At 68.1% G+C, this 18,616-nt stretch carries 26 protein-coding genes; 24 read left to right on the top strand and 2 right to left on the bottom strand.

Features of this window, described 5'->3' with window-relative positions; genetic code table 11:
- Positions 1–146: 146 nt before the first annotated feature.
- The 5 genes from ABN273_RS46310 (at position 147) to ABN273_RS46290 (ending at position 2,601) form a co-directional block, all read left to right on the top strand.
- Positions 147–632, top strand: coding sequence for a hypothetical protein (locus ABN273_RS46310; protein ID WP_349455968.1), 486 nt, complete (start codon positions 147–149; stop codon positions 630–632).
- Between the two features lie 58 nt (positions 633–690).
- Entirely contained in the window at positions 691–957 is a 267-nt protein-coding gene (locus ABN273_RS46305) for a hypothetical protein (RefSeq protein WP_349455967.1), read from the top strand.
- Between the two features lie 55 nt (positions 958–1,012).
- The gene (locus ABN273_RS59890) at positions 1,013–1,465 is read left to right on the top strand and encodes a DnaJ domain-containing protein (protein WP_502911238.1); all 453 of its coding nucleotides are present in this window, start codon (positions 1,013–1,015) and stop codon (positions 1,463–1,465) included.
- A 139-nt stretch (positions 1,466–1,604) separates the two neighbouring features.
- Positions 1,605–2,024, top strand: a complete 420-nt coding sequence (locus ABN273_RS46295; RefSeq protein WP_349455966.1) for a hypothetical protein — start codon at positions 1,605–1,607, stop codon at positions 2,022–2,024.
- A 262-nt stretch (positions 2,025–2,286) separates the two neighbouring features.
- Positions 2,287–2,601: a hypothetical protein gene (locus ABN273_RS46290; protein WP_349455965.1), complete on the top strand. Its 315-nt coding sequence runs from the start codon at positions 2,287–2,289 to the stop codon at positions 2,599–2,601.
- A 484-nt stretch (positions 2,602–3,085) separates the two neighbouring features.
- Here the strand turns inward: ABN273_RS46290 and ABN273_RS46285 are convergent, their stop codons facing one another.
- On the bottom strand, positions 3,086–3,454 hold the full coding sequence (locus ABN273_RS46285) for a hypothetical protein (protein WP_349455964.1): 369 nt from the start codon (positions 3,452–3,454) through the stop codon (positions 3,086–3,088).
- A 190-nt stretch (positions 3,455–3,644) separates the two neighbouring features.
- Between ABN273_RS46285 and ABN273_RS46280 the strand changes: the two genes are divergently transcribed.
- The 3 genes from ABN273_RS46280 to ABN273_RS46270 all read left to right on the top strand — a co-directional run bounded on the left by ABN273_RS46280 (position 3,645) and on the right by ABN273_RS46270 (position 4,888).
- Complete coding sequence (locus ABN273_RS46280; RefSeq protein WP_349455963.1) at positions 3,645–3,770, top strand: hypothetical protein; 126 nt, start codon at positions 3,645–3,647, stop codon at positions 3,768–3,770.
- A gap of 3 nt (positions 3,771–3,773) precedes the next feature.
- Positions 3,774–4,403, top strand: a complete 630-nt coding sequence (locus ABN273_RS46275; RefSeq protein WP_349455962.1) for a hypothetical protein — start codon at positions 3,774–3,776, stop codon at positions 4,401–4,403.
- 77 nt (positions 4,404–4,480) lie between these two features.
- Positions 4,481–4,888, top strand: a complete 408-nt coding sequence (locus ABN273_RS46270; RefSeq protein WP_349455961.1) for a hypothetical protein — start codon at positions 4,481–4,483, stop codon at positions 4,886–4,888.
- A 405-nt stretch (positions 4,889–5,293) separates the two neighbouring features.
- Here ABN273_RS46270 and ABN273_RS46265 read toward each other — a convergent pair whose 3' ends face one another.
- Positions 5,294–5,728 (bottom strand): hypothetical protein, encoded by a 435-nt coding sequence (locus ABN273_RS46265; protein WP_349455960.1) that lies wholly within the window; start codon positions 5,726–5,728, stop codon positions 5,294–5,296.
- A gap of 180 nt (positions 5,729–5,908) precedes the next feature.
- On the opposite strand from ABN273_RS46265, the gene ABN273_RS46260 reads away from it, so the two are divergent.
- The 16 genes from ABN273_RS46260 (at position 5,909) to ABN273_RS46185 (ending at position 18,600) form a co-directional block, all read left to right on the top strand.
- Positions 5,909–6,349 (top strand): hypothetical protein, encoded by a 441-nt coding sequence (locus tag ABN273_RS46260; RefSeq protein WP_349455959.1) that lies wholly within the window; start codon positions 5,909–5,911, stop codon positions 6,347–6,349.
- A 220-nt stretch (positions 6,350–6,569) separates the two neighbouring features.
- The gene (locus tag ABN273_RS46255) at positions 6,570–7,604 is read left to right on the top strand and encodes a tyrosine-type recombinase/integrase (RefSeq protein ID WP_349455958.1); all 1,035 of its coding nucleotides are present in this window, start codon (positions 6,570–6,572) and stop codon (positions 7,602–7,604) included.
- A 78-nt stretch (positions 7,605–7,682) separates the two neighbouring features.
- The gene (locus ABN273_RS46250) at positions 7,683–8,111 is read left to right on the top strand and encodes a hypothetical protein (RefSeq protein WP_349455957.1); all 429 of its coding nucleotides are present in this window, start codon (positions 7,683–7,685) and stop codon (positions 8,109–8,111) included.
- Entirely contained in the window at positions 8,098–8,817 is a 720-nt protein-coding gene (locus ABN273_RS46245; protein WP_349455956.1) for a pentapeptide repeat-containing protein, read from the top strand. The genes ABN273_RS46250 and ABN273_RS46245 overlap by 14 nt, the downstream gene beginning before the upstream one ends.
- Before the next feature lie 414 nt (positions 8,818–9,231).
- Positions 9,232–9,867: a ParB N-terminal domain-containing protein gene (locus ABN273_RS46240; protein ID WP_349455955.1), complete on the top strand. Its 636-nt coding sequence runs from the start codon at positions 9,232–9,234 to the stop codon at positions 9,865–9,867.
- On the top strand, positions 9,864–10,955 hold the full coding sequence (locus ABN273_RS46235; protein ID WP_349455954.1) for a DNA cytosine methyltransferase: 1,092 nt from the start codon (positions 9,864–9,866) through the stop codon (positions 10,953–10,955). The genes ABN273_RS46240 and ABN273_RS46235 overlap by 4 nt, the downstream gene beginning before the upstream one ends.
- Positions 10,955–12,367: an asparagine synthetase B family protein gene (locus ABN273_RS46230; RefSeq protein WP_349455953.1), complete on the top strand. Its 1,413-nt coding sequence runs from the start codon at positions 10,955–10,957 to the stop codon at positions 12,365–12,367. The genes ABN273_RS46235 and ABN273_RS46230 overlap by 1 nt, the downstream gene beginning before the upstream one ends.
- The gene (locus ABN273_RS46225) at positions 12,364–13,104 is read left to right on the top strand and encodes a class I SAM-dependent methyltransferase (RefSeq protein WP_349455952.1); all 741 of its coding nucleotides are present in this window, start codon (positions 12,364–12,366) and stop codon (positions 13,102–13,104) included. The genes ABN273_RS46230 and ABN273_RS46225 overlap by 4 nt, the downstream gene beginning before the upstream one ends.
- Positions 13,105–13,118: 14 nt before the next feature.
- On the top strand, positions 13,119–13,511 hold the full coding sequence (locus ABN273_RS46220) for a hypothetical protein (RefSeq protein WP_349455951.1): 393 nt from the start codon (positions 13,119–13,121) through the stop codon (positions 13,509–13,511).
- Between the two features lie 45 nt (positions 13,512–13,556).
- Entirely contained in the window at positions 13,557–14,033 is a 477-nt protein-coding gene (locus tag ABN273_RS46215) for a hypothetical protein (protein WP_349455950.1), read from the top strand.
- On the top strand, positions 14,030–15,325 hold the full coding sequence (locus ABN273_RS46210; protein ID WP_349455949.1) for a PBSX family phage terminase large subunit: 1,296 nt from the start codon (positions 14,030–14,032) through the stop codon (positions 15,323–15,325). Before ABN273_RS46215 ends, ABN273_RS46210 begins: the two co-directional genes overlap by 4 nt.
- A 162-nt stretch (positions 15,326–15,487) precedes the next feature.
- Positions 15,488–15,961 carry a hypothetical protein gene (locus ABN273_RS46205; RefSeq protein ID WP_349455948.1) on the top strand — a complete coding sequence of 158 codons (474 nt, stop codon included), beginning with the start codon at positions 15,488–15,490 and terminating at the stop codon, positions 15,959–15,961.
- A gap of 1 nt (position 15,962) precedes the next feature.
- Positions 15,963–16,445 carry a hypothetical protein gene (locus tag ABN273_RS46200; protein WP_349455947.1) on the top strand — a complete coding sequence of 161 codons (483 nt, stop codon included), beginning with the start codon at positions 15,963–15,965 and terminating at the stop codon, positions 16,443–16,445.
- A 19-nt stretch (positions 16,446–16,464) separates the two neighbouring features.
- Positions 16,465–17,577, top strand: coding sequence for a hypothetical protein (locus ABN273_RS46195; RefSeq protein ID WP_349455946.1), 1,113 nt, complete (start codon positions 16,465–16,467; stop codon positions 17,575–17,577).
- A gap of 12 nt (positions 17,578–17,589) precedes the next feature.
- Positions 17,590–18,297, top strand: a complete 708-nt coding sequence (locus ABN273_RS46190; protein ID WP_349455945.1) for a hypothetical protein — start codon at positions 17,590–17,592, stop codon at positions 18,295–18,297.
- 12 nt (positions 18,298–18,309) lie between these two features.
- A complete protein-coding gene (locus ABN273_RS46185) occupies positions 18,310–18,600 on the top strand; it encodes a hypothetical protein (RefSeq protein ID WP_349455944.1) in 291 nt (96 codons plus the stop codon).
- Positions 18,601–18,616 lie beyond the last annotated feature (16 nt).

Here is an 18,616-nt window from a genome sequence, read left to right as displayed (position 1 = left end):
GCCCTCCGTCGGCAAGGTGCCGCCGCCGACGAACTCCCCGGCTCCCCGGAGCATGCATCCGATCTTGTCGGCAGACAGGATGCCGTACTCCGCCCACTACATCGGCATCTTCAAAGTCGTTCAACAATCCGTACACGGTTGGCACGTTGATCGTCTACCCGCGCGGGTCCGGCGGGGCCATCGAGGTCCAGGAGGGGGAAGTCCTCGACATCTACGAGGTCGTCTCCGACCCGAACACGTACCGATGGACCCGGTTCAACCCGGACAACCCCAAGCACCAGGGCCTGGAGCGCGTCACCAGGGTCAAGGTGCAACCCACCGGCCGCTGCTCCCGCGATGATTACCGCCACATGGAGCTGAAGAAAGACGAGGACGGCGCGATCGTCTACGACGAGAACGACCGGCCCGTCTTGGAGCAGGCCGAGGCCAAGCCCGTCGTGCTGCTGATCATCGAGAACATCACCGTGGTCGAGAAAGCGCCTGGCGCCGCCGACACCCTGGTCTCGGTGTCGGCCGCCGACCTGCGCAGGGTTATACAGCTCGCGCGCTGCCCCGCCGATGGCTTCTTCACCGCCGAGGACCTGACCGCCGTCGAGCGGCTGCTCGCCCGGATCGGAGGCGAGACGCCGTGAAGATGGGCTGGATCGAGAACCTGCTGGACTCGGTGCTCGACGACCTGGAGACGCTCCAGTGAACGGCGACTCCCTCGACCAGACGTGCGTCATCGTCGACATGTCGCTGGACGAGCGTTGCACCCGGGCGGCCGTGATCGTGCTGCTCATGGGGTGCGTCCACGAGCACGTGGGCCACATCTCCGTGTGTCAGTTCCACGTCCAGCGCGCAGCCGACGGGGACCTGCTGTGCCCGCACTGCTACGCGTCAGGTGAGCTGACCTGCCCTCTTGAGGCCTTGGCCGAGGTGACCGAGTCGGGGGAGCGCCGTGTTCTCCAAGGCTGACATCCGCCGCTGCAAGGGGTTTGGCGTCAAGCCGTCGTGCGGCCAGATGGTCCGGATGACGAAGACCGAGGCTGGCGCGCCATTCCCCGTCAACCTCGCCCCGGACCCGGACGGCAACACCGCGGTGTGGCGCGACGTGACCGGGATCCTCCGGTCGCGTCGCGTCACCAAGGAGCATCCGCTGGCGCCGTGGGAGCGGCTGATGATGCCGCACGTCGCGACGTGCAAACCAGCGCGAAGAAGGCTGCCGCCGCCGCGCCCACCGAAGCCAAGGCCGGCGGCGGGCGAGACGTTTTACACGGTGCTCGGCGTCGACCGGGACGCGGGCCATGACGACATCAAGAGGGCGTACCGGCGGCTGGCCAGGCAGCTGCACCCGGACGTCAACCCCAGCGCCGACGCGGCCGAGGAGTTCAAGCGGGTGACGCAGGCGTACGACACCCTGTCGGACCCGAGCAAGCGGAAGACGTACGACCTGACTGGCAGGGCTCCGCGCCCGGGTCGATGACCGATTTGGAGGAGATCACGTGGCAGATGAGGAGAGCCGCCCTCGAGGCGCGCGCTACGGTGTTGAGACCGACGACGACCGGTGTGACCTGATATGACCGCCCTTCCCTCAAGGACGATGATGCGCGACAGGGGGAGTGGTGGCCGAAAGCCTGGTCGGGGAGGTGGCTGCGTGGCTGGGGACGCCTGCCGCGCAGGGGATGCCAGCTTCGGACCGGTTGGTGCTGATGATCGTTGCGGAGCGGTCGAACAAGACGTCGCGCCGCATGCTGTGGCACGGCGGGGACCGCAGAGACGACGGCACCAAGATCACGTTGACGGAAACGTTGCAGATCCGGACCGGTCTCGGGAAACGCGGGCTCAGCGAGGCGTTGCAGCGGCTCGCGGCTCGGGGGATCGAGGTTCGGGTGCAGATCGACACGGACTCCCTCGGGCGGCCGGTGTTCGCGCGGCGGGGGCACGCGGTCGACTACCACCTGCCGCCGTTGCCGGCGTCGGTCGAGCTGCCTCCGTCGCCGAAAGATAGGTCACGCTCAGACCGTGGCCAAACTCGGTCGTGAAGCCTGTGGATAACCCTTAAATGATCATGGAATCGGGGGGAGTTAGGTTACGGTCCCAGTGTGACCCGTAGGTCACGTCCAGACCGTAACCAAACCCGGAGTTAGGTCACGCTCTGGCGGGGGCCCCTATCCCTACTAGCTTTCCCTTCACTATGTCCTTCTATGGATCCCCCCGTACGTGGCTAAGGAGGAAGAGACCAAGATCCGCGCCCAGAACACCCAGCGCTCACGCAAGCACTCACGCCAGCAGGAAGGACCTCCCATGACCCGCACCCGACACGACGACAAGCCCACCCTCCGCCACGCCTACGGCCCCCTCGCCGCACTCCTCACCGAGATGCGCGAAGACTGGAACCTCGACCAAGTCCTCCGCGAACTCGTCAGCTGCCCCTGGAGTCCCCGCCTCGTCCTCGAGGCGTTCCTCGCCGCAAGAGACGATCCCAGCGACCGGCTGCGCGTCCGCGACGCCGTCCTCACCATCCGATCCCAGCAGCCCAAACTCACCCCCGAGCAGTACGCCGCCCACCGCGCCCACGCAACGCGCATCATCGACCGACGCCACGGCAGTGACACGTGATCACCTCCCACCCCAGCGGCCAGAGCGTCGTCTGGTGTGACACCAGCACCTGCCCCGCCGGCCTCGCCACCACCGCCACCAACCTCGACACCGCACGCGCAGCCGCGGCCGCACAAGGCTGGACCCACACCGAAGGACGAGACCGCTGCGAGACCTGCAGCTCCGAACCTGCCCCCGGCTCCCCTCCTCGTCGATGATGGTTTCCAGCCACGACGAGACGACCACGCGAGAACGCGACCAGGACCCTCCTAGAACGCGCTCAGACGCAAGCTGAAGCGCTAGCACTTGTGGTTGAGTCGTGAGAGACGGGGAGCATGGCCAAAGACGCTCTACGGGCCATCTAGCGCCACACAAGAGAAAAGGGCAACAGGGCCGAGGGCAAGACAAGAGAGAAAAGGGCGGTTGGCCAGGCCACAACGTCGGACCTGCGGAAACTTCTGAGATTCGGCACCGGCAAATGGTTGTCACGAAAACAGAATGATCCCTAAGATGGAGTCATGAAGTTAACGAGAGCGCACGGGGGAGCGGTGGGAGCAGTCGCCGCCGCCATCACGTGCGCATCCCTACTCACGCCATCCCTGGCATGGGGGTTCACCCTCTCGCCAGAGGGGCCGCCAACGGTGACGCCGGAACCGCCGGAAACCGTGACCGCGACCACAACCGTGACAACCACGGTGACAGCCCCGGGAGCCACCGTCACCGCCACCCCGGCGGCGTCGGTGCGGACGGTCACCCCGGAACCGTCAGTGTCGGTCAAGACCGTGACACCCGAACCGTCCACTTCGGTCCGGACCGTCACGCCCGCGCCAATCGTGACCACAGTCACACCCTCGCCGTCCACGGTGTTCGTCACAACGGCCCCGCTCCCCACGCTGCCAGTGCAGCCAGGAAGCAGCCTCGTGCCGCCCGTGCCCACGATGGGCGGGGCGGCGGCGCCGGTCATCGCATGCGCAACCCCACCGGTACCCAACGTCGCATGCGTCCCCGCACCCTCGGTGCCCACCGTCACCCTGACCGCTGCCCCGGCGGCCATGGACGGACCCATGGGCATCGCCCTCAGTGCCCTCGGTGTCGTCGCCGTGGGCGCTGCTGGCACAGCGGTGTGGCTCTACCGTCGTTCACGCAAGCAGAACCGCAAGCGCGAGACCAACCAACCCGAAAAGGACTGACCCATGTCTGAGAACACGACCAGCACCAACGCTCCGGAGATCCAGCTCACCGAGGGTCAGGCTTTGATGCTCCTGCCCGTCTACGCGTGGCTTACCCGCGCCGAGACTCCCAAGGGGGGCAGCGCTCGCGGAACGGCCAGCTTCTGGTCCTTCGTCGGGGGGATGCGTCCGAGCATCGCGACCCTGGTCAGCCTACACGCTGACGGACTTCTGGCGGGCGACGCGACCGTCGGTGAAGACCTGATCCCCGTCCCCGACGTCGAGGACTACCCGTCCGCGTACGTCTACACGCAGGGGACGGCTAAGCAGGCGAAGCGCTTCACCTCACGTCGCTTTCATGGCGTGGTCATGCTGGAGATCGACCTGGACCACCCGTTGGCCCAGCCTGCCGGTGTCAGCGTCTCGGACCTGACTAAGTGGATCAAGGCAGTCATGCCCGACGCGATGGAGCGGATTGCCGCCCAGCGTGAGCAGGCCCGCAAGGAAGCGGAGAAGAAGGCCGCCGGTGAGCTTCTGGAGAAGACCATCGCGGACCTCAAGGCAGCCATAGAGGTCGCCCGTAAGAACGGGGTGGACGTGACCGCACAGGAAGCCATGCTGGCGGTCTTCGAGTCCCAGCAGGGCCAGCAGTAGAGCTAGCAACAACACCGGGGCGCGTACCCGCGCGCCCCGGTTTCCCTCCCAACCAACCCAAGCCGGAAAGGCTCACCATGTTCCGCAACACGACCCCCACCGATGAACTCATCACCGAGGCTGCCGAGCTGTACATCCTGCTGGCGGCGAACCTGAACATCGAGGTGGCTTGCCTGGTCGCCACGACCGCGAACCCCAAGCGCGTCGCCGTGACGTTCGACGTGATGCACCGGTTCGCGATGGAGAACGCGCTGGTCTTCTGGCATGAGCCGATCGCCGCGCCTCTCGCCGACGCGTTCAGCGCCGCTCTGGCGTTGGAAGACGTCAGCAGGGCACGCCAGATCAGCCACGCGGAACCCAACTCTCCGTACGCCATGATCGCGCGTCGCGAGGTCAAGCGACTGCGCGCCATCATCGCTGAGAGCGACGCGACAATCCGTCGTGAGCTGGAGAAGCTGCGCGAGCAGTTGACCCGCAACCTGTAGCGCTACGCGTCTCTGAGCCCCGCACGCAGCCCAGCGTGCGGGGCTTTCGCGCTGCCAGGACACGCGCGCCCCCCACCCCCTGGGGGCCGGTGGGGGCTGGGTGCGGTCGACGTCGGTGTTTCGTGCTGGTCGCTGGTCTTGGTCTGTCTGGTGTGTGGTGCATGTTTGTTGGTGTGTGGGTGTCTTTCGAGGTGGCTGCGGTTCGTGCTGGTGTGGATCGGTCGACGGTTGGTCGGTGGGTGTCGGCTGGCCGGTTGCGGTGTCTGGTGGTGGATGGGGTGTCGGGCCTTCCTCGTGCGCGTCGGCGGGGGGAGGCGGGGGGTTTGGTGGAGCTGCGGGAGTTGTTGGAGGTTGAGCGGGTGATGCGTGGTCGTCGGGGCCGGCCTGGGCCGCGGTTGCCGGGCGTCAGAACAGCAGGTTGATGATGATGCCGATGGGGATGGAGATCCCTGCGCCGATGAGGACGAACTTCCACTGTTCGCGCTGTTGGGCGCGGATGGCGCTTTTCGTGTTCTGCGTTGTGACTCCGCGGAGGAAGTCGCGCGCCTCCTCGTTGACGTCGAGGAACTTGGCGACTTTGTCGGCCTCTGCGACAGCTTCGAGGAGCTGGGCTTTCCGGGTGCCGACCTCCCTCTGCAGCTCGTTCATGAGTGCGACTGCTTCGCCGAGTGCGACGGTGGCCTGGTCGGCGCGTTGACGAAGCCCATCGGCGGGATCTTCTCCGGCCGCGGCAAGGCGTCGCCTCTCGGCCCGCCCTTGGATGACCAATGCGCTTACGGAGAAAAGTGCGACTACGAGACTTGCGATTAGCAGGGGGGGTGAGGTCACTTCGAAGTCCATAGCGCTATTCGATCGTAGGGGCGGCGGCTGCATGACTAGTTTGTCGGGGGATCCGGTCGCAAGTTCGTTGTGGTCGTTGGACGCCGATCGGATGGAGGCGGCGGTTGAGGGACGCCGAGGAGTGGCTGCGTGGTTCACGCCGGCCGGTAACGACCTGTTGCTGGCCTGCGATTTTCTGTCATGTCGGGTTTCCAGCTTGTGGCGTCTCTGGTGGGCTCTCTCGTCTGGCCTGTGGCTGTGGTGGTGGCGGTGTGGGTGTTGCGCCGTCCATTGGCTGCGGCGTTGGGGCGGACGAAGCGTGTCGAGGCTGCGGGGATCGCGGTAGAGCTCGCCGAGGTGGAGCAGGCCCGGGAGGACGTGGAACAGGGGCTGGCCAAGGCGGAGCCGTTGGACGCTGCCGAGGTGGATGAGCTGGTGCGAAGCGCCGCTCAACTCGGCTGGCACTTGGCGAACTTGGGGACGGGCACGAGCCCTGATGTCGTGGTGGATCGGTCCGGAGAGAAGCCGGTGGTGCGGTCGCCCGCGGAAGAGGCGTTCCGAGAGGCGGCGGTGCTTGCCTCGAACCAACGTAGTTGGGTTGGACCGGCGTACTTCTACGGGCGCCATCCAGAGGAGAAGTGACGCGTTCGCGAAGGCGCGGGCTCTTGCCGGTGGGTCGAAAAGACCTCTCCGTAACTTCGTGATCAAGTCCCATAACTCACGATAATGTCACTTATCGTGAGTTATAATTGATCTTCAAGAGCGCTTGATCAAGCCATGATCGCGGCGCTCGAACGCCGCCCGATGCACCCACGCTGGGCGTCAACCAACCCATAAACATGCAAGCGAAAGGGCTCGCAACTTGACTCCCGATACCTTAGGGCCCGCCTCGGAGAGCGGAGCAGCGGCCGGCGAGCTGGAGCTCCACAGCGGCGGCGAACTGGTGTCCGCTGAGGACGCCGCGTTGTGGGCCCGGCTCGCCGAGCTCGACCAGGCGGCGGAGGAGTTCGAGCCCCGCTCGGACAACACGCTGCGCTCGTACGCGAGCGACTGGCGGGTGTGGGAACGGTACGTCGCCGCAGTGGGCATCCCGCTGGAGGCCGGCACGCCGGGCGCGTTCCTCGGGTTCGTGATCTGGCTGGGCAAGGAGGGCAAGGCGCCGTCGACGATCCAGCGGAACCTGTACGGCGCGGCGGTATCCCTGCGCGAACGCGGGGTCGCCGTGCACCCGGACGGGCCGAAGAAGGCGAAGAAGGCGATCGACGCGCTCGCCCGCATGCTGGCCGAGGCGGGGGAGCAGCGCGGCCGCGGTAAGGCTCCCGCGTTGACTGTGATGCAGCTCCGCATGATGTCGAAGGCGTTGCCGGACACGCTGAAGGGATTGCGGGACCGGGCGATCCTCACGGTGGGGTTCGGCATGGCGGCGCGCCGGTCAGAGCTGGCGAACCTCCTCGCGCGCGACGTGGTCGTGACGGAGAAGGGCCTGCTGGTGCATAGCCGATACGGCAAGACCGGCGCCCGATCACCCGCGATCAAGAAGGGTGAGAACGAGTGGACGTGCGCGCAGCGCGCCTGGCTGGCGTGGGCGGCGGCTGCGGACCTTGACCCGGACGGGCCGGCGTTCGTGCGCATCAACCAGCACGGCCAGATGCTCGGCAAGATCTCCGGGCAGGGCATCGGGATCGCCATCACGGCCGCGGCCGAGGCGGTGGGCCTGGAGGGCATCACCGGGCACAGCATGCGGGCCGGCCTCGCCACGGCGGCGCGTGAAGCGAAGCACGACTACAAGACGATCGCCGAGCAGGGCGGATGGGCGCCGAACTCGGCTGCGCTGCACGAGTACCTGCGGATCGTTGACCAGTGGGCGGACAACGCCACGGCGGGCATCGGGATGTGAGGGGCTTGACCACCGCCAAGTGATGCGAGTTGTTCCGAAACCGTGAGCGGCTTGGCACGGTCGGTCTACGGTCAGTGCATGAGCGTGTGGGTGCTTGCGCTGTGGGGGCTGGGCGGGGGGCTGGCCATCGAGGCGCTGGACTTCTTCAAGGCCGTACGGCGAGTGGGACGTGGCTGGCCGTGGCGTTATCCGTACGGCCCGGGCGGCGGCCCCTATCTTGTCTCGGTGCTGGTCCGGGCGGCGCTGAGCGCGGGGGTGGCGGGCGCTGCGGGCGCCTCGGTGGACTGCGTGACGCCGCTGATTGCGTTTGCCCTGGGCACGGCCGCGCCGCTCATCCTGGAAAAGCTCAGCCAGCAGATCCCCGTCGAGGCGGGCTTGCCCCTGCCCGATCCGGCGACTGGTGCCGACGGTCCGACCCTCTCACAAGAGTCGCTTCCCCGCCGGGAGCGCCCGTCAGATGATGTGGAGATCACTGGCATGGGGGAGGGGCGAGATGCTGCGCGCTGACTCCTTGGCGGGCCGGGTCGTCGCCGCCTTCGCCCGCAGCTCGCCCGCCTTCCGTCGGTCCAGGGATGACCGCATCGGTCGCTGGGGGGAAGTCTGGACGCGCACCACTCCGGCGTTCGGGAACTCCTGGGTCACAGCCCTGGCCGGCGCGGACCTGGCCGGCGCGGACCTGGCCGGCGCGGACCTGGCCGGCGCGGACCTGGCCGGCGCGGACCTGGCCGGCGCGAATCTGACTGGCAAGAACCTGGCCGGCGTACACCTGAGCGGCGCGAAGTTGATCGGCGTAACCCTGAGCGGCGCGAACCTGATCGGCGTAACCCTGAGCGGCGCAAACCTGTCTGACGCGGACCTGGCCTGGGCGTACCTGACCCGCGCGAACCTGTCTGACGCGAGCCTGAGCGGCGCGAACCTGACCCGCGCGAACCTGACCGGCGCGAACCTGACCCGCGCGAACCTGACCGGCGTACGCCTGATCGGCGCGGACCTGACCGACGCGAAGTTGACCGGCGCGAACCTGACCGACGCGAACCTGACTGTCGTGACCCTGAGCCATGCGAACCTGACCCAGGTGGTGTGGAGCGAGGGGACACTCTGGCCCACGTCGGACTGGGCGGAGCGGATGCGGGTAGCGTCGGATCGCCTACCGGATGGGCGGTGGCGGGTGCGGGTCGAGGGCGTTTCGGAGGACACCCCGGTGCCCGTCTGACGCCGAGCTGCGCTGCACGAGTACCTGCGGATCGTTGACCAGTGGGCGGACAACGCCACGGCGGGCATCGGGATGTGATGCGGTTCCGGCGTGTCCGGGTTGCGGTGACTTGACAACAGTGCATATGCTGCGCGCCAGAGTAGAATACGCATGCTAAAGTGCTTGCATGTATGCACGTGCGCGTCTCTGAGTCCACGCGTGTCGGACGTTCACGACTCTCCGCATGCTCCCGATCCCCCCAGAGCTGATCTTGTCTGAAGCGCTCTGAGACGCGCACAAGCCGGAAGGCCCCGATCCCCAAGATGGGACGGGGCCTTCCCCATGACCACCGGGCCCCGGCGCGGCCCTGCGCCGCACGGGGGAGGCGCGGAAAACGAGCCGGGGCCGGGTGATGATCGAACCGAGGACCGACACGTGACGCAGCGCTACATCGAGTACATGCCCCTCCCGGACATCCCGTCCGCGACAAGGAACGCCAAGGACCACGACCTGGCCGGGATCCGCGCCTCGATCGAGACGTTCGGCTGCGTCGTCGCCGGGGAAATCGACGAACGCACCGGCCGGCTCGTCGTCGGCCACGGCCGCAAAGAGGTCCTGACGAAGATGGCTGCCGAAGGGGCGAGCCCTCCGGAAGGCGTGCAGATGGCCAAGGACGGCACATGGCTCGCGCCGATCGTCCGCGGCTGGTCGTCCCGGTCCGACGCGGACGCTGAGGCGTACCTGATCGCTCACAACCGGACTGGTGAGAAGGGTGGCTGGTACCAGGACGTGCTGGCTCAGTCCCTGCTGGACATTCAGCAGGCGGACGCGGCTCTGCTTGCGGCCACGGGCTACTCCTCAGACGAGCTGGCCGACCTCGAGGAAGCTCTCGCGGTGGACGCGCACGTCGCGGCGGGGGTGAGTGACGACGAGCGGTACGGCGTCGACGGCGGGGTCGACGACGTCGCGGATGGCCCATCGCCGGAGGAGTTCCAGTCGTTCGACGACGACATCAGCACGGACTACCAGTGCCCGCGCTGCGCGTACGAATGGAGCGGCAAGCCCCGATGATCAAGCCGCCGTACCGGGTGCCGTCGATGGCAGAAGTTCGGGCGGTGCCGTCGAACGGCTTCAACGCGATCTCGACGTTCTCCGGGTGCGGCGGCTCGTCGCTCGGCTACCGCATGGCTGGGCTTCGCATGCTGTGGGCGTCAGAGTTCATCCCCGCGGCCGCCGACACGTACCGGGCCAACGCCAGCGCGCACACCCACCTGGACACCCGCGACATCCGCGAGGTCACCGCGAAGGACATCCTCGACCGGATCAACCTCAAGCCGGGAGAGATCGACCTCATGGACGGCTCCCCACCGTGCGCCGCGTTCTCCACCAGCGGCAAACGCGAAGCGGGCTGGGGCGTCGTCAAGACGTACAGCGACACCCGGCAGCGTGTCGACGACCTGTTCTTCGAGTTCACCCGGCTCCTGGGCGACCTGCAGCCGCGCACGTTCGTCGCGGAGAACGTCGCCGGACTGGTGCAGGGCACCGCAAAGGGCTACTTCAAGGAGATCCTGGCCGCGCTGCGCAAGCCGGGCTACCGGGTGCGGGCGAAGCTGCTCGACGCGCAGTGGCTCGCCGTGCCGCAGCGCCGCCAGCGGCTCATCTTCGTCGGCGTCCGCGACGACCTCGGCATGGAGCCCGTCCACCCGAAGCCGCTGCCGTACCGGTACACGGTGCGCGACGCGATCGGCGACCTGCCCGGCGCGTTCGACGACCTGGAGACGGACCCAGAGACCGGGCAGCCGCTCACCCTGCGCGGCTACGCCATCGAGAAGCATTGGCGAGAGCTTCGCCCAGGCCAGGGGCACAACCTACGCACGAGCCTCAAGCGGCTGAGCTGGGATCAGCCCTGCCCGACCATCGTGGCCAGGGCAGGCACGGCAGGCACCTCCGCCATCACCCACCCCGACCACCCGCGCTACCCGACCCTGGCCGAGCTGCGCAGGGTGGGCGGCTTCCCGGACGACTTCGAGCTCACCGGCAACTACTACCGGCGGTGGGAACGCATCGGCCGGGCCGTCCCGCCGGTGATGATGGCGCGGATCGCCGCGACCGTCCGCGACGAGGTGCTCGTGCCGCTGCGTGACGCGGGGAGGATCTGATGTGCGGTGTCGTCGCCGGTCTCGGCAAGCTGAACATCGCCCCGGCCGTGGCTGCACTCACGCACCGCGGCCCGGACGCGGCCAGGACGGCAACCGTGGCCGGCGTGCACCTCGGACACACCCGGCTCGCGGTGCAGGACCTCGACTCCCGGTCGGATCAGCCGTTCCGGGACGGGCCGGTCACGATCGCGTACAACGGCGAAATTTACAACGCCGCTGAGCTGCGCCAGGCAGTGGAGGAGCGCGACCCGGGCCGGGTGTGGACAACGACAGGCGACACGGAGGTCCTGGCCGCCGCGCTCGCAGCGCTCGGCCCCGACCGGGCGCTGCCGCTTGTCAACGGCATGTTCGCCGTGGCCTGGGCCGACGAGCGGCGCCCCGGCGTGCTCCACGTCGCCCGCGACCGGCACGGTGAGAGCCCGCTACACCTGCACCTGGCGCAGCCCGTCATGGCCGCATCGGAGCTACGCGCGTTCGCCGCGGTGGGCCGCCCCATGGCTTCGCACCTGATCGCGGACGTCCCCGCTGGCCAGTGGGGGACGATCCACGGGGGCCGTGCCTCCTGGCAGCGGTTCCACACTCAGCGGTGCACGCCGGCGGGCTACACGCTGGCGCAGGCGTCGACCCGGTTGAAGGCCACGCTCGGGCAGGCCGTGCAGCGGCGGCTCGTCGCTGACGTGCCAGTGTGCGCGCTGCTGTCCGGCGGGATCGACTCGGCCGCCATCACGTACGAGCTCGCCCAGCACGTGCCCGGCCTGGTCGCCTACACCGCCCGCATGGACCCCAGATCGCGGGACCTGCGGTGCGCGCGCGAGGTTGCCCAGCATCTCGGGATCGAGCTGGTCGAGGTCGACATCCCGGCGCCGACCGCCGACGACCTGGCCCGCGTGGTGTCCGTGATCGAGATGCCGCACAAGGCGCAGGTCGAGATCGGTTGGGCGTGCCTGCAGCTCGCCGAGCGGATCCGCGCGGACGGCTTCAAGGTCACCTACTCCGGCGAGGGGTCCGACGAGCTGTGGGCGTCGTACGGGTTCGCCTACCACGCCCTGAAGACGACCGACTGGCACATCTACCGGCGTGACCTGATGGCCGCGCAGGCGCGGAAGAACTTCCCCCGCGTGAACAAGACATTCATGGCGTACGGCGTCGAGGGCCGTCTCCCGTTCTGTGACCCGGACGTGGTCGACCTGGCGCTGTCCCTGCAGCAGCACGCGGTCGCGGACGGCAAGGCCCACCCGAAGGCCGTGCTTCAGCGGGCTTACGCCGGGCTGCTGCCCGACTCCGTGGTGCGGCGGCCAAAGGTCGCGTTCCAGGACGGCTTGGGGCTGAAGACGGCGATCACGAGCGTGCTGCCGAACCCGGCCCGCTTCTACCGGGCCGAGTATCAGCGCCTCGTCAGGAGCAGAGCATGAGCAACGACGACACCGACATCGCCGAGCGGTTCGGCACCGGGGCGTGGCAGTTCACGCCCGACGTGGTCGAGGTGTTCGACGACCACGTACGCGCCAGCGTGCCGCACTACGACGTCATCCAGGACCTCGTGGCCGAGACGACCGACTGGCTCGTCCCGGCCGGCGGCCTGGTCGCGGACCTCGGCGCGTCGACGGGCGCGTCGGCGCGGCGCATCCTGCAGCGGCACCCGGGCCGGGGCATCCGGTTCGCGCTGTACGACGAGCAGCCCGCGATGCTCGACCAGGCCGCGATCGAGCTGAAGCAGGTCGGCGGTGAGCACGACGTCATCCTGAGCGCGACCCGCATCCAGGAGGGGCCGCTGGTGCACGTGGACGCTGACCTGACGTTGTGCCTGTTCACGCTGCAGTTTCTGCCGCGTGAGGAGCGCGTGACGGCGCTGCGGCTCGCGCGGGTGTGCTCGGCGGAGACCGGCGCCCTGATCGTCGCGGAGAAGATCCGCGCGATCGACTCGCGGTGGGCGGAGATCGGCACCGACGTCGCGCACGACTACAAGGGGGCGCGCGGCATCTCGGACGCGGCGATCCGGGCGAAGGCCCGCGCGCTGCGCGGCGTGCTCCGGCCGTACCCGCAGCAGACGACGATGCAGGCCATGGCCGACGCCGGGTGGCACGCGCCCGAGGTCCTGTTCCGGTGGCATTCGTGGGCGGTGATCGGGGCGTTCGCCTCAGCCCAGTAACGAGGGGGTGTCCGATGTGGTTCGACGAGCACCCGCCCCCGGACTGGACGATCGAGCTGCCGCCCGGCATGGAGCTGCTGAACAGCAATCAGCGGCTCCACCCGATGGCCAAGGCCCGGCTCACGAAGCTGCTGCGCCGCGCCGGTCACAGAGCCTCCAGGGCGATCGGCATGCCCCGGCTTGAGCGGGTGTACGTCGTCGGCGAGCTCCGGCCAACCGACAGGCGCAGGCGCGACCCGGGCAACTGGTACCCCTCGGCCAAGGCTGCGGTCGACGGCGCGATGACGGATGCCGGGGTGCTCGTGGACGACGACGCCGAACACCTGGTCGGCCCTGACATGCGGCTCGGGCCGGTAGTGAAGGGCGGCCAGCTCGTCCTTCACGTCTGGCGCGACAGCGACACCTGACCCGCGCTCACTGATCGTTTCCACTCCTCGGACGGGGGTCCCCTCATGGTTTCCAGTAAGAAGCGAGCGTCGGCCACCGTCGTCGCCGAGCGCCGCGCCAAGGCGGTGCAGATGCGGATCGCGGGCATCAGCCCCACGATCATCGCTGAGAACCTTGGCTACTCCTCGTCCGCGGCCGTCACCAAGGACATCACCCGCTCGATGCAGAAGGCCGCCAAGGCCGAACACCTGGCCAGCGAGCACCTCCTGCAGATGGAGATCGACCGGCTGGACCGGCTCATGGCGAGTCTCTGGGCCAAGGCGCTATCCGGCGATGTCAAGGCCGTCGACCAGGTCGAGAAGCTGATCGCCCGCCGGTGCTCGCTGCTGGGCCTGGACCTGATCAACCGGAACGGGTCGGAGAACAGCGACATCGCCAGCCTGCTGGGCAGCCTGTTCGCGAACCTTCAGTCCCGGCACGGCCAGGACGAGGTGACGGTCGAGGTCGTCGACGCCATCGAGGCTGGCGAGGACAGCCCGTGAGCTTGGCGGTTGTCACGCTGTCGCCGATGCAGGAGCGCAGCATCGCGGAGTCCACGGCGCGGATCAACCTATGGACGGGCAGCGTGCGATCGGGCAAGACCATCGCTTCCCTGCTGCGGTTCTTGATCTACGTGGCGCAGGCGCCGCGCGGTGGCCACCTGGTGGTCGTGGGCAAGACGAGCGACACGATTGCGCGAAACGTGTTCGAGCCGCTGATGGACCCGTCGTTGACGGGTCCGGTGGCGCGGCGGATCTTCTACACGCGCGGCGCGGTCACCGCCAACATCCTCGGCCGCCGCGTTGAGATCATCAGTGCGAACGACGTCCGCTCGGAGTCCCGGCTGAGGGGTCTCACCTGCGCGGGTGCGTACGTGGATGAGGCGACGCTGATTCCTGAGGCGTTCTGGGATCAGCTGTTGGCCCGCTGCTCGGTGCCGGGTGCGATGATCTTCGCGACTACGAATCCGGACGCGCCCAACCATTGGCTGCGCAAACGGTTCCTGCTCAGGTCCCACGAGTTGGATCTGCGCTGGTGGCACTTCACCTTGGACGACAATCCGTCGCTCGATCCGGTGTACGTGGCCAATTTGAAGGCCGAGTACACCGGGTTGTGGTACCGCAGGTACGTGCTGGGTGAGTGGTGCATGGCCGAAGGCGCGATCTTCGACATGTGGGACCCGGACCGGCACATCGTGGACGAGCTGCCGCTCATGGAACGGTGGCTGGGCGTCGGCATCGACTACGGCACGGTCAATCCTTTCTCTGCCCTGCTCGCCGGGGTGTCCGTCCCGGACGCGGACGGGCAGCGGCGCGTCTACCTGGCCAGCGAGTGGCGATGGGACTCCCGCCTCGAACGCCGGCAGCTGACCGACGCGGAGTATTCGGCGAAGATCAGCGAATGGTTGGACGGCGTGCCGGACACGTACGGGCCCGGCACGATGGGGCTGCGGCCTGACTGGATCATCGTCGACCCGTCCGCGGCCTCGTTCGTCACCCAGCTCCACCACGACGGACTGTTGCCGCAGCTCGGCGACAACGCAGTCTTGGACGGGATCCGCACCGTCAGCAACTTGATCGCCGCCGATCAGTTGAGGGTGCATCGCTCCTGCCACGGCTGGCTCGGTGAGGTCGGCTCCTACTCCTGGGATGACCGGAAAGCCGAGAAAGGCGACGACGCCCCGGTGAAGGTCGACGACCACTCCATCGACGCCGGACGGTACATCCTGCACACCACCCAGGCGGCCTGGATGCCGCTGATGGAGCGCGTACCCGACTACTGGCGCAAGCACTAACGCTCGCGCTAACGACGCCCACAGCCTCAGCGTGGGCCGCTCGACGCACCCACGGGTGCGCGTCGAGCCCCGGCGCGTCCCGGCCTTCCCTGTCGTTGAGGGGCGGCACGGAGGCCGGGACGCACTGCTGGACCTGATCAACCAGATCTGAGGGAGGGCCTAGTGGCCGACTTCGTTTTCAACGCGGCCAAGGGCCGCGTTGCCGAGTTGTATCACCGCGTCCGCGTCGGCGACCCTGCCACCAGCAGCCTGCTCATGGTGGCGCTGGCCGCCACGGGCATTGAGTCGGATGCCGTCCTGCGCGACAAGACCACCCTGGACGCTGTTCTGGCTGGCACCACCGATGAGGCGACGAACGCCGGCTACGCCCGCAAGGTGCTGGCCAGCTCCGACCTCAACGACGTGCTCCCCGATTTGGCGAACGACGCGATGCCGCTCGACATCCCGGACCAGACCTTCACTTCCGTGCAGGCGGCGGGCGGCCCGTGGGCCAAGATCATCCTCTGTTACCGCCCGGCGACCGGGTCGCCGGACACTGCGGTCATCCCGCTGACGGCGCACGACTTCTCGCTCACGCCGGACGGGACCACCGTCGTCGTCCAGATCGACGCCAGCGGCTTCTACCGGGCGGTGTGACATGGCGAAGACTGGCTACTCCGTGATCACGCCAGCGGGGGTGTCGTTGACGGCATCTACGGCCCGCAGTGTCCTGGGCGTTCTGGCTCCGACCTCGTTCGGGTTGGAATTGAAGAAGATCAGGGTCGGCCTGTACGGCGTCAACGCCTCCGGAGTGCCCGGCGACATCGAGCTGTGCAACGCCACGTTCGCCACCAACGCGCCCGGCGGGGGCGCCGCATCCACTGCGGTGACGCCGCAGCAGTTGTACGGGCGGGTGATTCCGCCAGGGTTCTTGGCCGGGGCGGCGTGGACGGCGGGGAACGAGCCCACCGTCTTGGCCCCTATCGACTCCTATCCACTGACCCCGAATGGCGGTCTTGTGATCTACGACCTGCCGCTGGGCGACAGCCCCGACTGCGGGCCCGGCACGGGGTTCGTGCTGCGCGCCCGGTATCCGGCGGCGGTCACCATCGCGGCGACCTTCTGGGTCGAGCGGGCCTGAACGATCGGAGGCACGGGGCGTGGCCGTCATCCTCGAGGACTTTGAAGACGACAGCTTCGCCGTGTCCATCACAGGCGACTGGATACGCACGAACGACCAGCCACTCCAGGGCGGCTCCTGCTACCGCAGCGCCGTCATCACGGACGACCAGGTATCCGAGGTCGTCGTGCAGGTGCCGGCCGGGGCGGCGACGGTCGAGTTCTGGTATCGCATGAGCAGCGAGGAGGGCTACGACACCTTCGACGTCGACTTCGGCGACACCACGGTGCTGCGCATGTCTGGCGACGTGCCCTGGATGTATTCCGGCCGCCTGTCGATGGCGGGCGTAACACAGGTGACCTTCCGTTACAGCAAGGACAGCGAGCAGAGCGACGGCGAGGATGCCGCGTTCATCGATCAGCTGATCTTCAACGACACCCCCGCCGTGTGGAGCAACACGTTCGACGTCGGACCCGCAGGCACGACGATCACAACGGAGAACTCGACTGCAGGCGGTGACCCGTTCAACAACGTGGTGGGGACGCCCGAATACAGCAGCGCGCAGTTCTTCGCCAGCAGCGGCCTATCTGCCCGCAACCCCAATCCTGGGGCCGACACACACATCGACTGGCAGTACGTCACCCAGCCCGGCGACGTCCTGTGCACCCGCTTCTATCTGCGGCAGGTCGGCCCGTGGACCTCGACAGCGGGCCTCTTCGCGCTGCTCGGCCCGGCCGGCGGCGTGATCTCAAAAGCCTGGCTGTTCAGCGACGGAATTCTCCGGATCTACGCCGGAAACGCCGACGCGGAGGTGGCCACCATCGCGACGGCGCTGCCGATCAACACGTGGATACGAGTCGAGCTCCGCTACACGATCAACAGCGCAGGAACCGGCACCGTCGAGGTGTGGACGTACCACACGCCGGACTCGACGACGCACACCGCCACCGCGATCTCCGCCACCAGGACCTGGCCTGGCGGAAAGCCCACCGATGCGGAGTTCCACCTGTTCCACGGCGCGGCAGGTGACCACTGGCACATGGACGGCGTCGCTCTCGGTTCGGCCAAGCTCGGCCCGATCAATTTCGGCGCCGCCATGCGTTCCCGAACCTCCATCCCGACAGGGGCGCGGCATCGAGCCGCGACCCGGTAGGCGAGGACGCCCATGGCCAGAGCAGGGCGCGGCTATCCGAACCGGCCCGTCCAGGTGCGCACCCGACCCGGCACAAGCCTGCCCATCCTGTTCGAGACGGACGAGGCGCGGCCTTTCGGCAAAGTGCGCGCCGCATCAGCCGTCCGGGCAGGGGAGAGCGGCACGGCCCGGCCACTGACGGCCGTCAAGATCAAGAAGGTTGCGCTGGCGATCGACACCGAGCACGTGCGTCCGCTGCAGTCCGTCAAGCACGGTGTGCTGCTACGCGCCAGCGCCTCAGACACGGCACTGCAGCTCGCCGGAAGCAAGGTCCGCCTTGTGGGCTTGGCCACCGAGAGCGATACCGCAGCCGTGCTGCGCGACCAGGCGCAGGTGTCCCGTGTCACCGAACTCGGCCAGGCGCAGCCGTTTCGTGCCGTAAAGATCCGCTCGCTCGCGCTGGCGCAGGACATCGGCCAGTCGCGGCCGGTCACCTTCGCGCGGGCCGCGCAACTGTCACGTGCCAGCACTGCCGACGTCGCATTCGCGGTGTCGGCGATGAAGCGGCAGGTGCTCAGCCCAGCCATCGAAACGGACACCGCTCGGGTGGCGCTGCGGCAGACGCCGCCGTTGCGGGCCAGCGCTCCCTTCACCGTATGGGCAGCGTCGCCGCCTGTCGTGGAGTGGTACGCCTCTTCGCCGCACACCTCGTGGTCTGCCGATCCCCCGACAACGTGGTAGGAGGGCTCCGCCGTGGAACCGATCTCGTCTCTCAGCCGCCCGTACGTCTACTCCGTCATCAAGGGCGCCTCCGGGTCGGAGGTGGTGGAGGTCGCCTTTACGAACCTTGGTGCCGAGCCGATCGAGACTGACTGGCGCACTGCCGAGTGGGCCAACGCCACCGCGGAGGGCGCGCGGGTGCGCATTCTCATCGGTCCTGGCTCGTCGGTGGTGCTGCCGGACGGCACGTACCTGATGTGGGTCCGCGTGACCGGTGCCGTCGAACGGCCCGTGATCCCCTGCGGATCAATCCCCATCACCTGATGAACGACCGTAAACG

This window comes from Nonomuraea sp. B19D2, from assembly GCF_040137845.1.
Taxonomy (GTDB): Bacteria; Actinomycetota; Actinomycetes; order Streptosporangiales; family Streptosporangiaceae; genus Nonomuraea.
Note: the sequence above shows the minus strand (reverse complement) of the source record. Positions and strands in the feature narration are given on the sequence as shown.

Excerpts from the sequence above, each read along its gene's own strand:
- ABN273_RS46190 (WP_349455945.1), top strand. The coding sequence starts at position 17,590 with ATGGCCAGAGCAGGGCGCGGCTATCCGAACCGGCCCGTCCAGGTGCGC.
- ABN273_RS46290 (WP_349455965.1), top strand. The coding sequence starts at position 2,287 with ATGACCCGCACCCGACACGACGACAAGCCCACCCTCCGCCACGCCTAC.
- ABN273_RS46235 (WP_349455954.1), top strand. The coding sequence starts at position 9,864 with ATGATCAAGCCGCCGTACCGGGTGCCGTCGATGGCAGAAGTTCGGGCG.
- ABN273_RS46225 (WP_349455952.1), top strand. The coding sequence starts at position 12,364 with ATGAGCAACGACGACACCGACATCGCCGAGCGGTTCGGCACCGGGGCG.
- ABN273_RS46220 (WP_349455951.1), top strand. The coding sequence starts at position 13,119 with ATGTGGTTCGACGAGCACCCGCCCCCGGACTGGACGATCGAGCTGCCG.
- ABN273_RS46230 (WP_349455953.1), top strand. The coding sequence starts at position 10,955 with ATGTGCGGTGTCGTCGCCGGTCTCGGCAAGCTGAACATCGCCCCGGCC.
- ABN273_RS46260 (WP_349455959.1), top strand. The coding sequence starts at position 5,909 with ATGTCGGGTTTCCAGCTTGTGGCGTCTCTGGTGGGCTCTCTCGTCTGG.
- ABN273_RS59890 (WP_502911238.1), top strand. The coding sequence starts at position 1,013 with ATGACGAAGACCGAGGCTGGCGCGCCATTCCCCGTCAACCTCGCCCCG.
- ABN273_RS46215 (WP_349455950.1), top strand. The coding sequence starts at position 13,557 with ATGGTTTCCAGTAAGAAGCGAGCGTCGGCCACCGTCGTCGCCGAGCGC.
- ABN273_RS46270 (WP_349455961.1), top strand. The coding sequence starts at position 4,481 with ATGTTCCGCAACACGACCCCCACCGATGAACTCATCACCGAGGCTGCC.
- ABN273_RS46275 (WP_349455962.1), top strand. The coding sequence starts at position 3,774 with ATGTCTGAGAACACGACCAGCACCAACGCTCCGGAGATCCAGCTCACC.
- ABN273_RS46280 (WP_349455963.1), top strand. The coding sequence starts at position 3,645 with ATGGGCATCGCCCTCAGTGCCCTCGGTGTCGTCGCCGTGGGCGCTGCT.
- ABN273_RS46245 (WP_349455956.1), top strand. The coding sequence starts at position 8,098 with ATGCTGCGCGCTGACTCCTTGGCGGGCCGGGTCGTCGCCGCCTTCGCC.
- ABN273_RS46200 (WP_349455947.1), top strand. The coding sequence starts at position 15,963 with ATGGCGAAGACTGGCTACTCCGTGATCACGCCAGCGGGGGTGTCGTTG.
- ABN273_RS46250 (WP_349455957.1), top strand. The coding sequence starts at position 7,683 with ATGAGCGTGTGGGTGCTTGCGCTGTGGGGGCTGGGCGGGGGGCTGGCC.
- ABN273_RS46265 (WP_349455960.1), bottom strand. The coding sequence starts at position 5,728 with ATGGACTTCGAAGTGACCTCACCCCCCCTGCTAATCGCAAGTCTCGTA.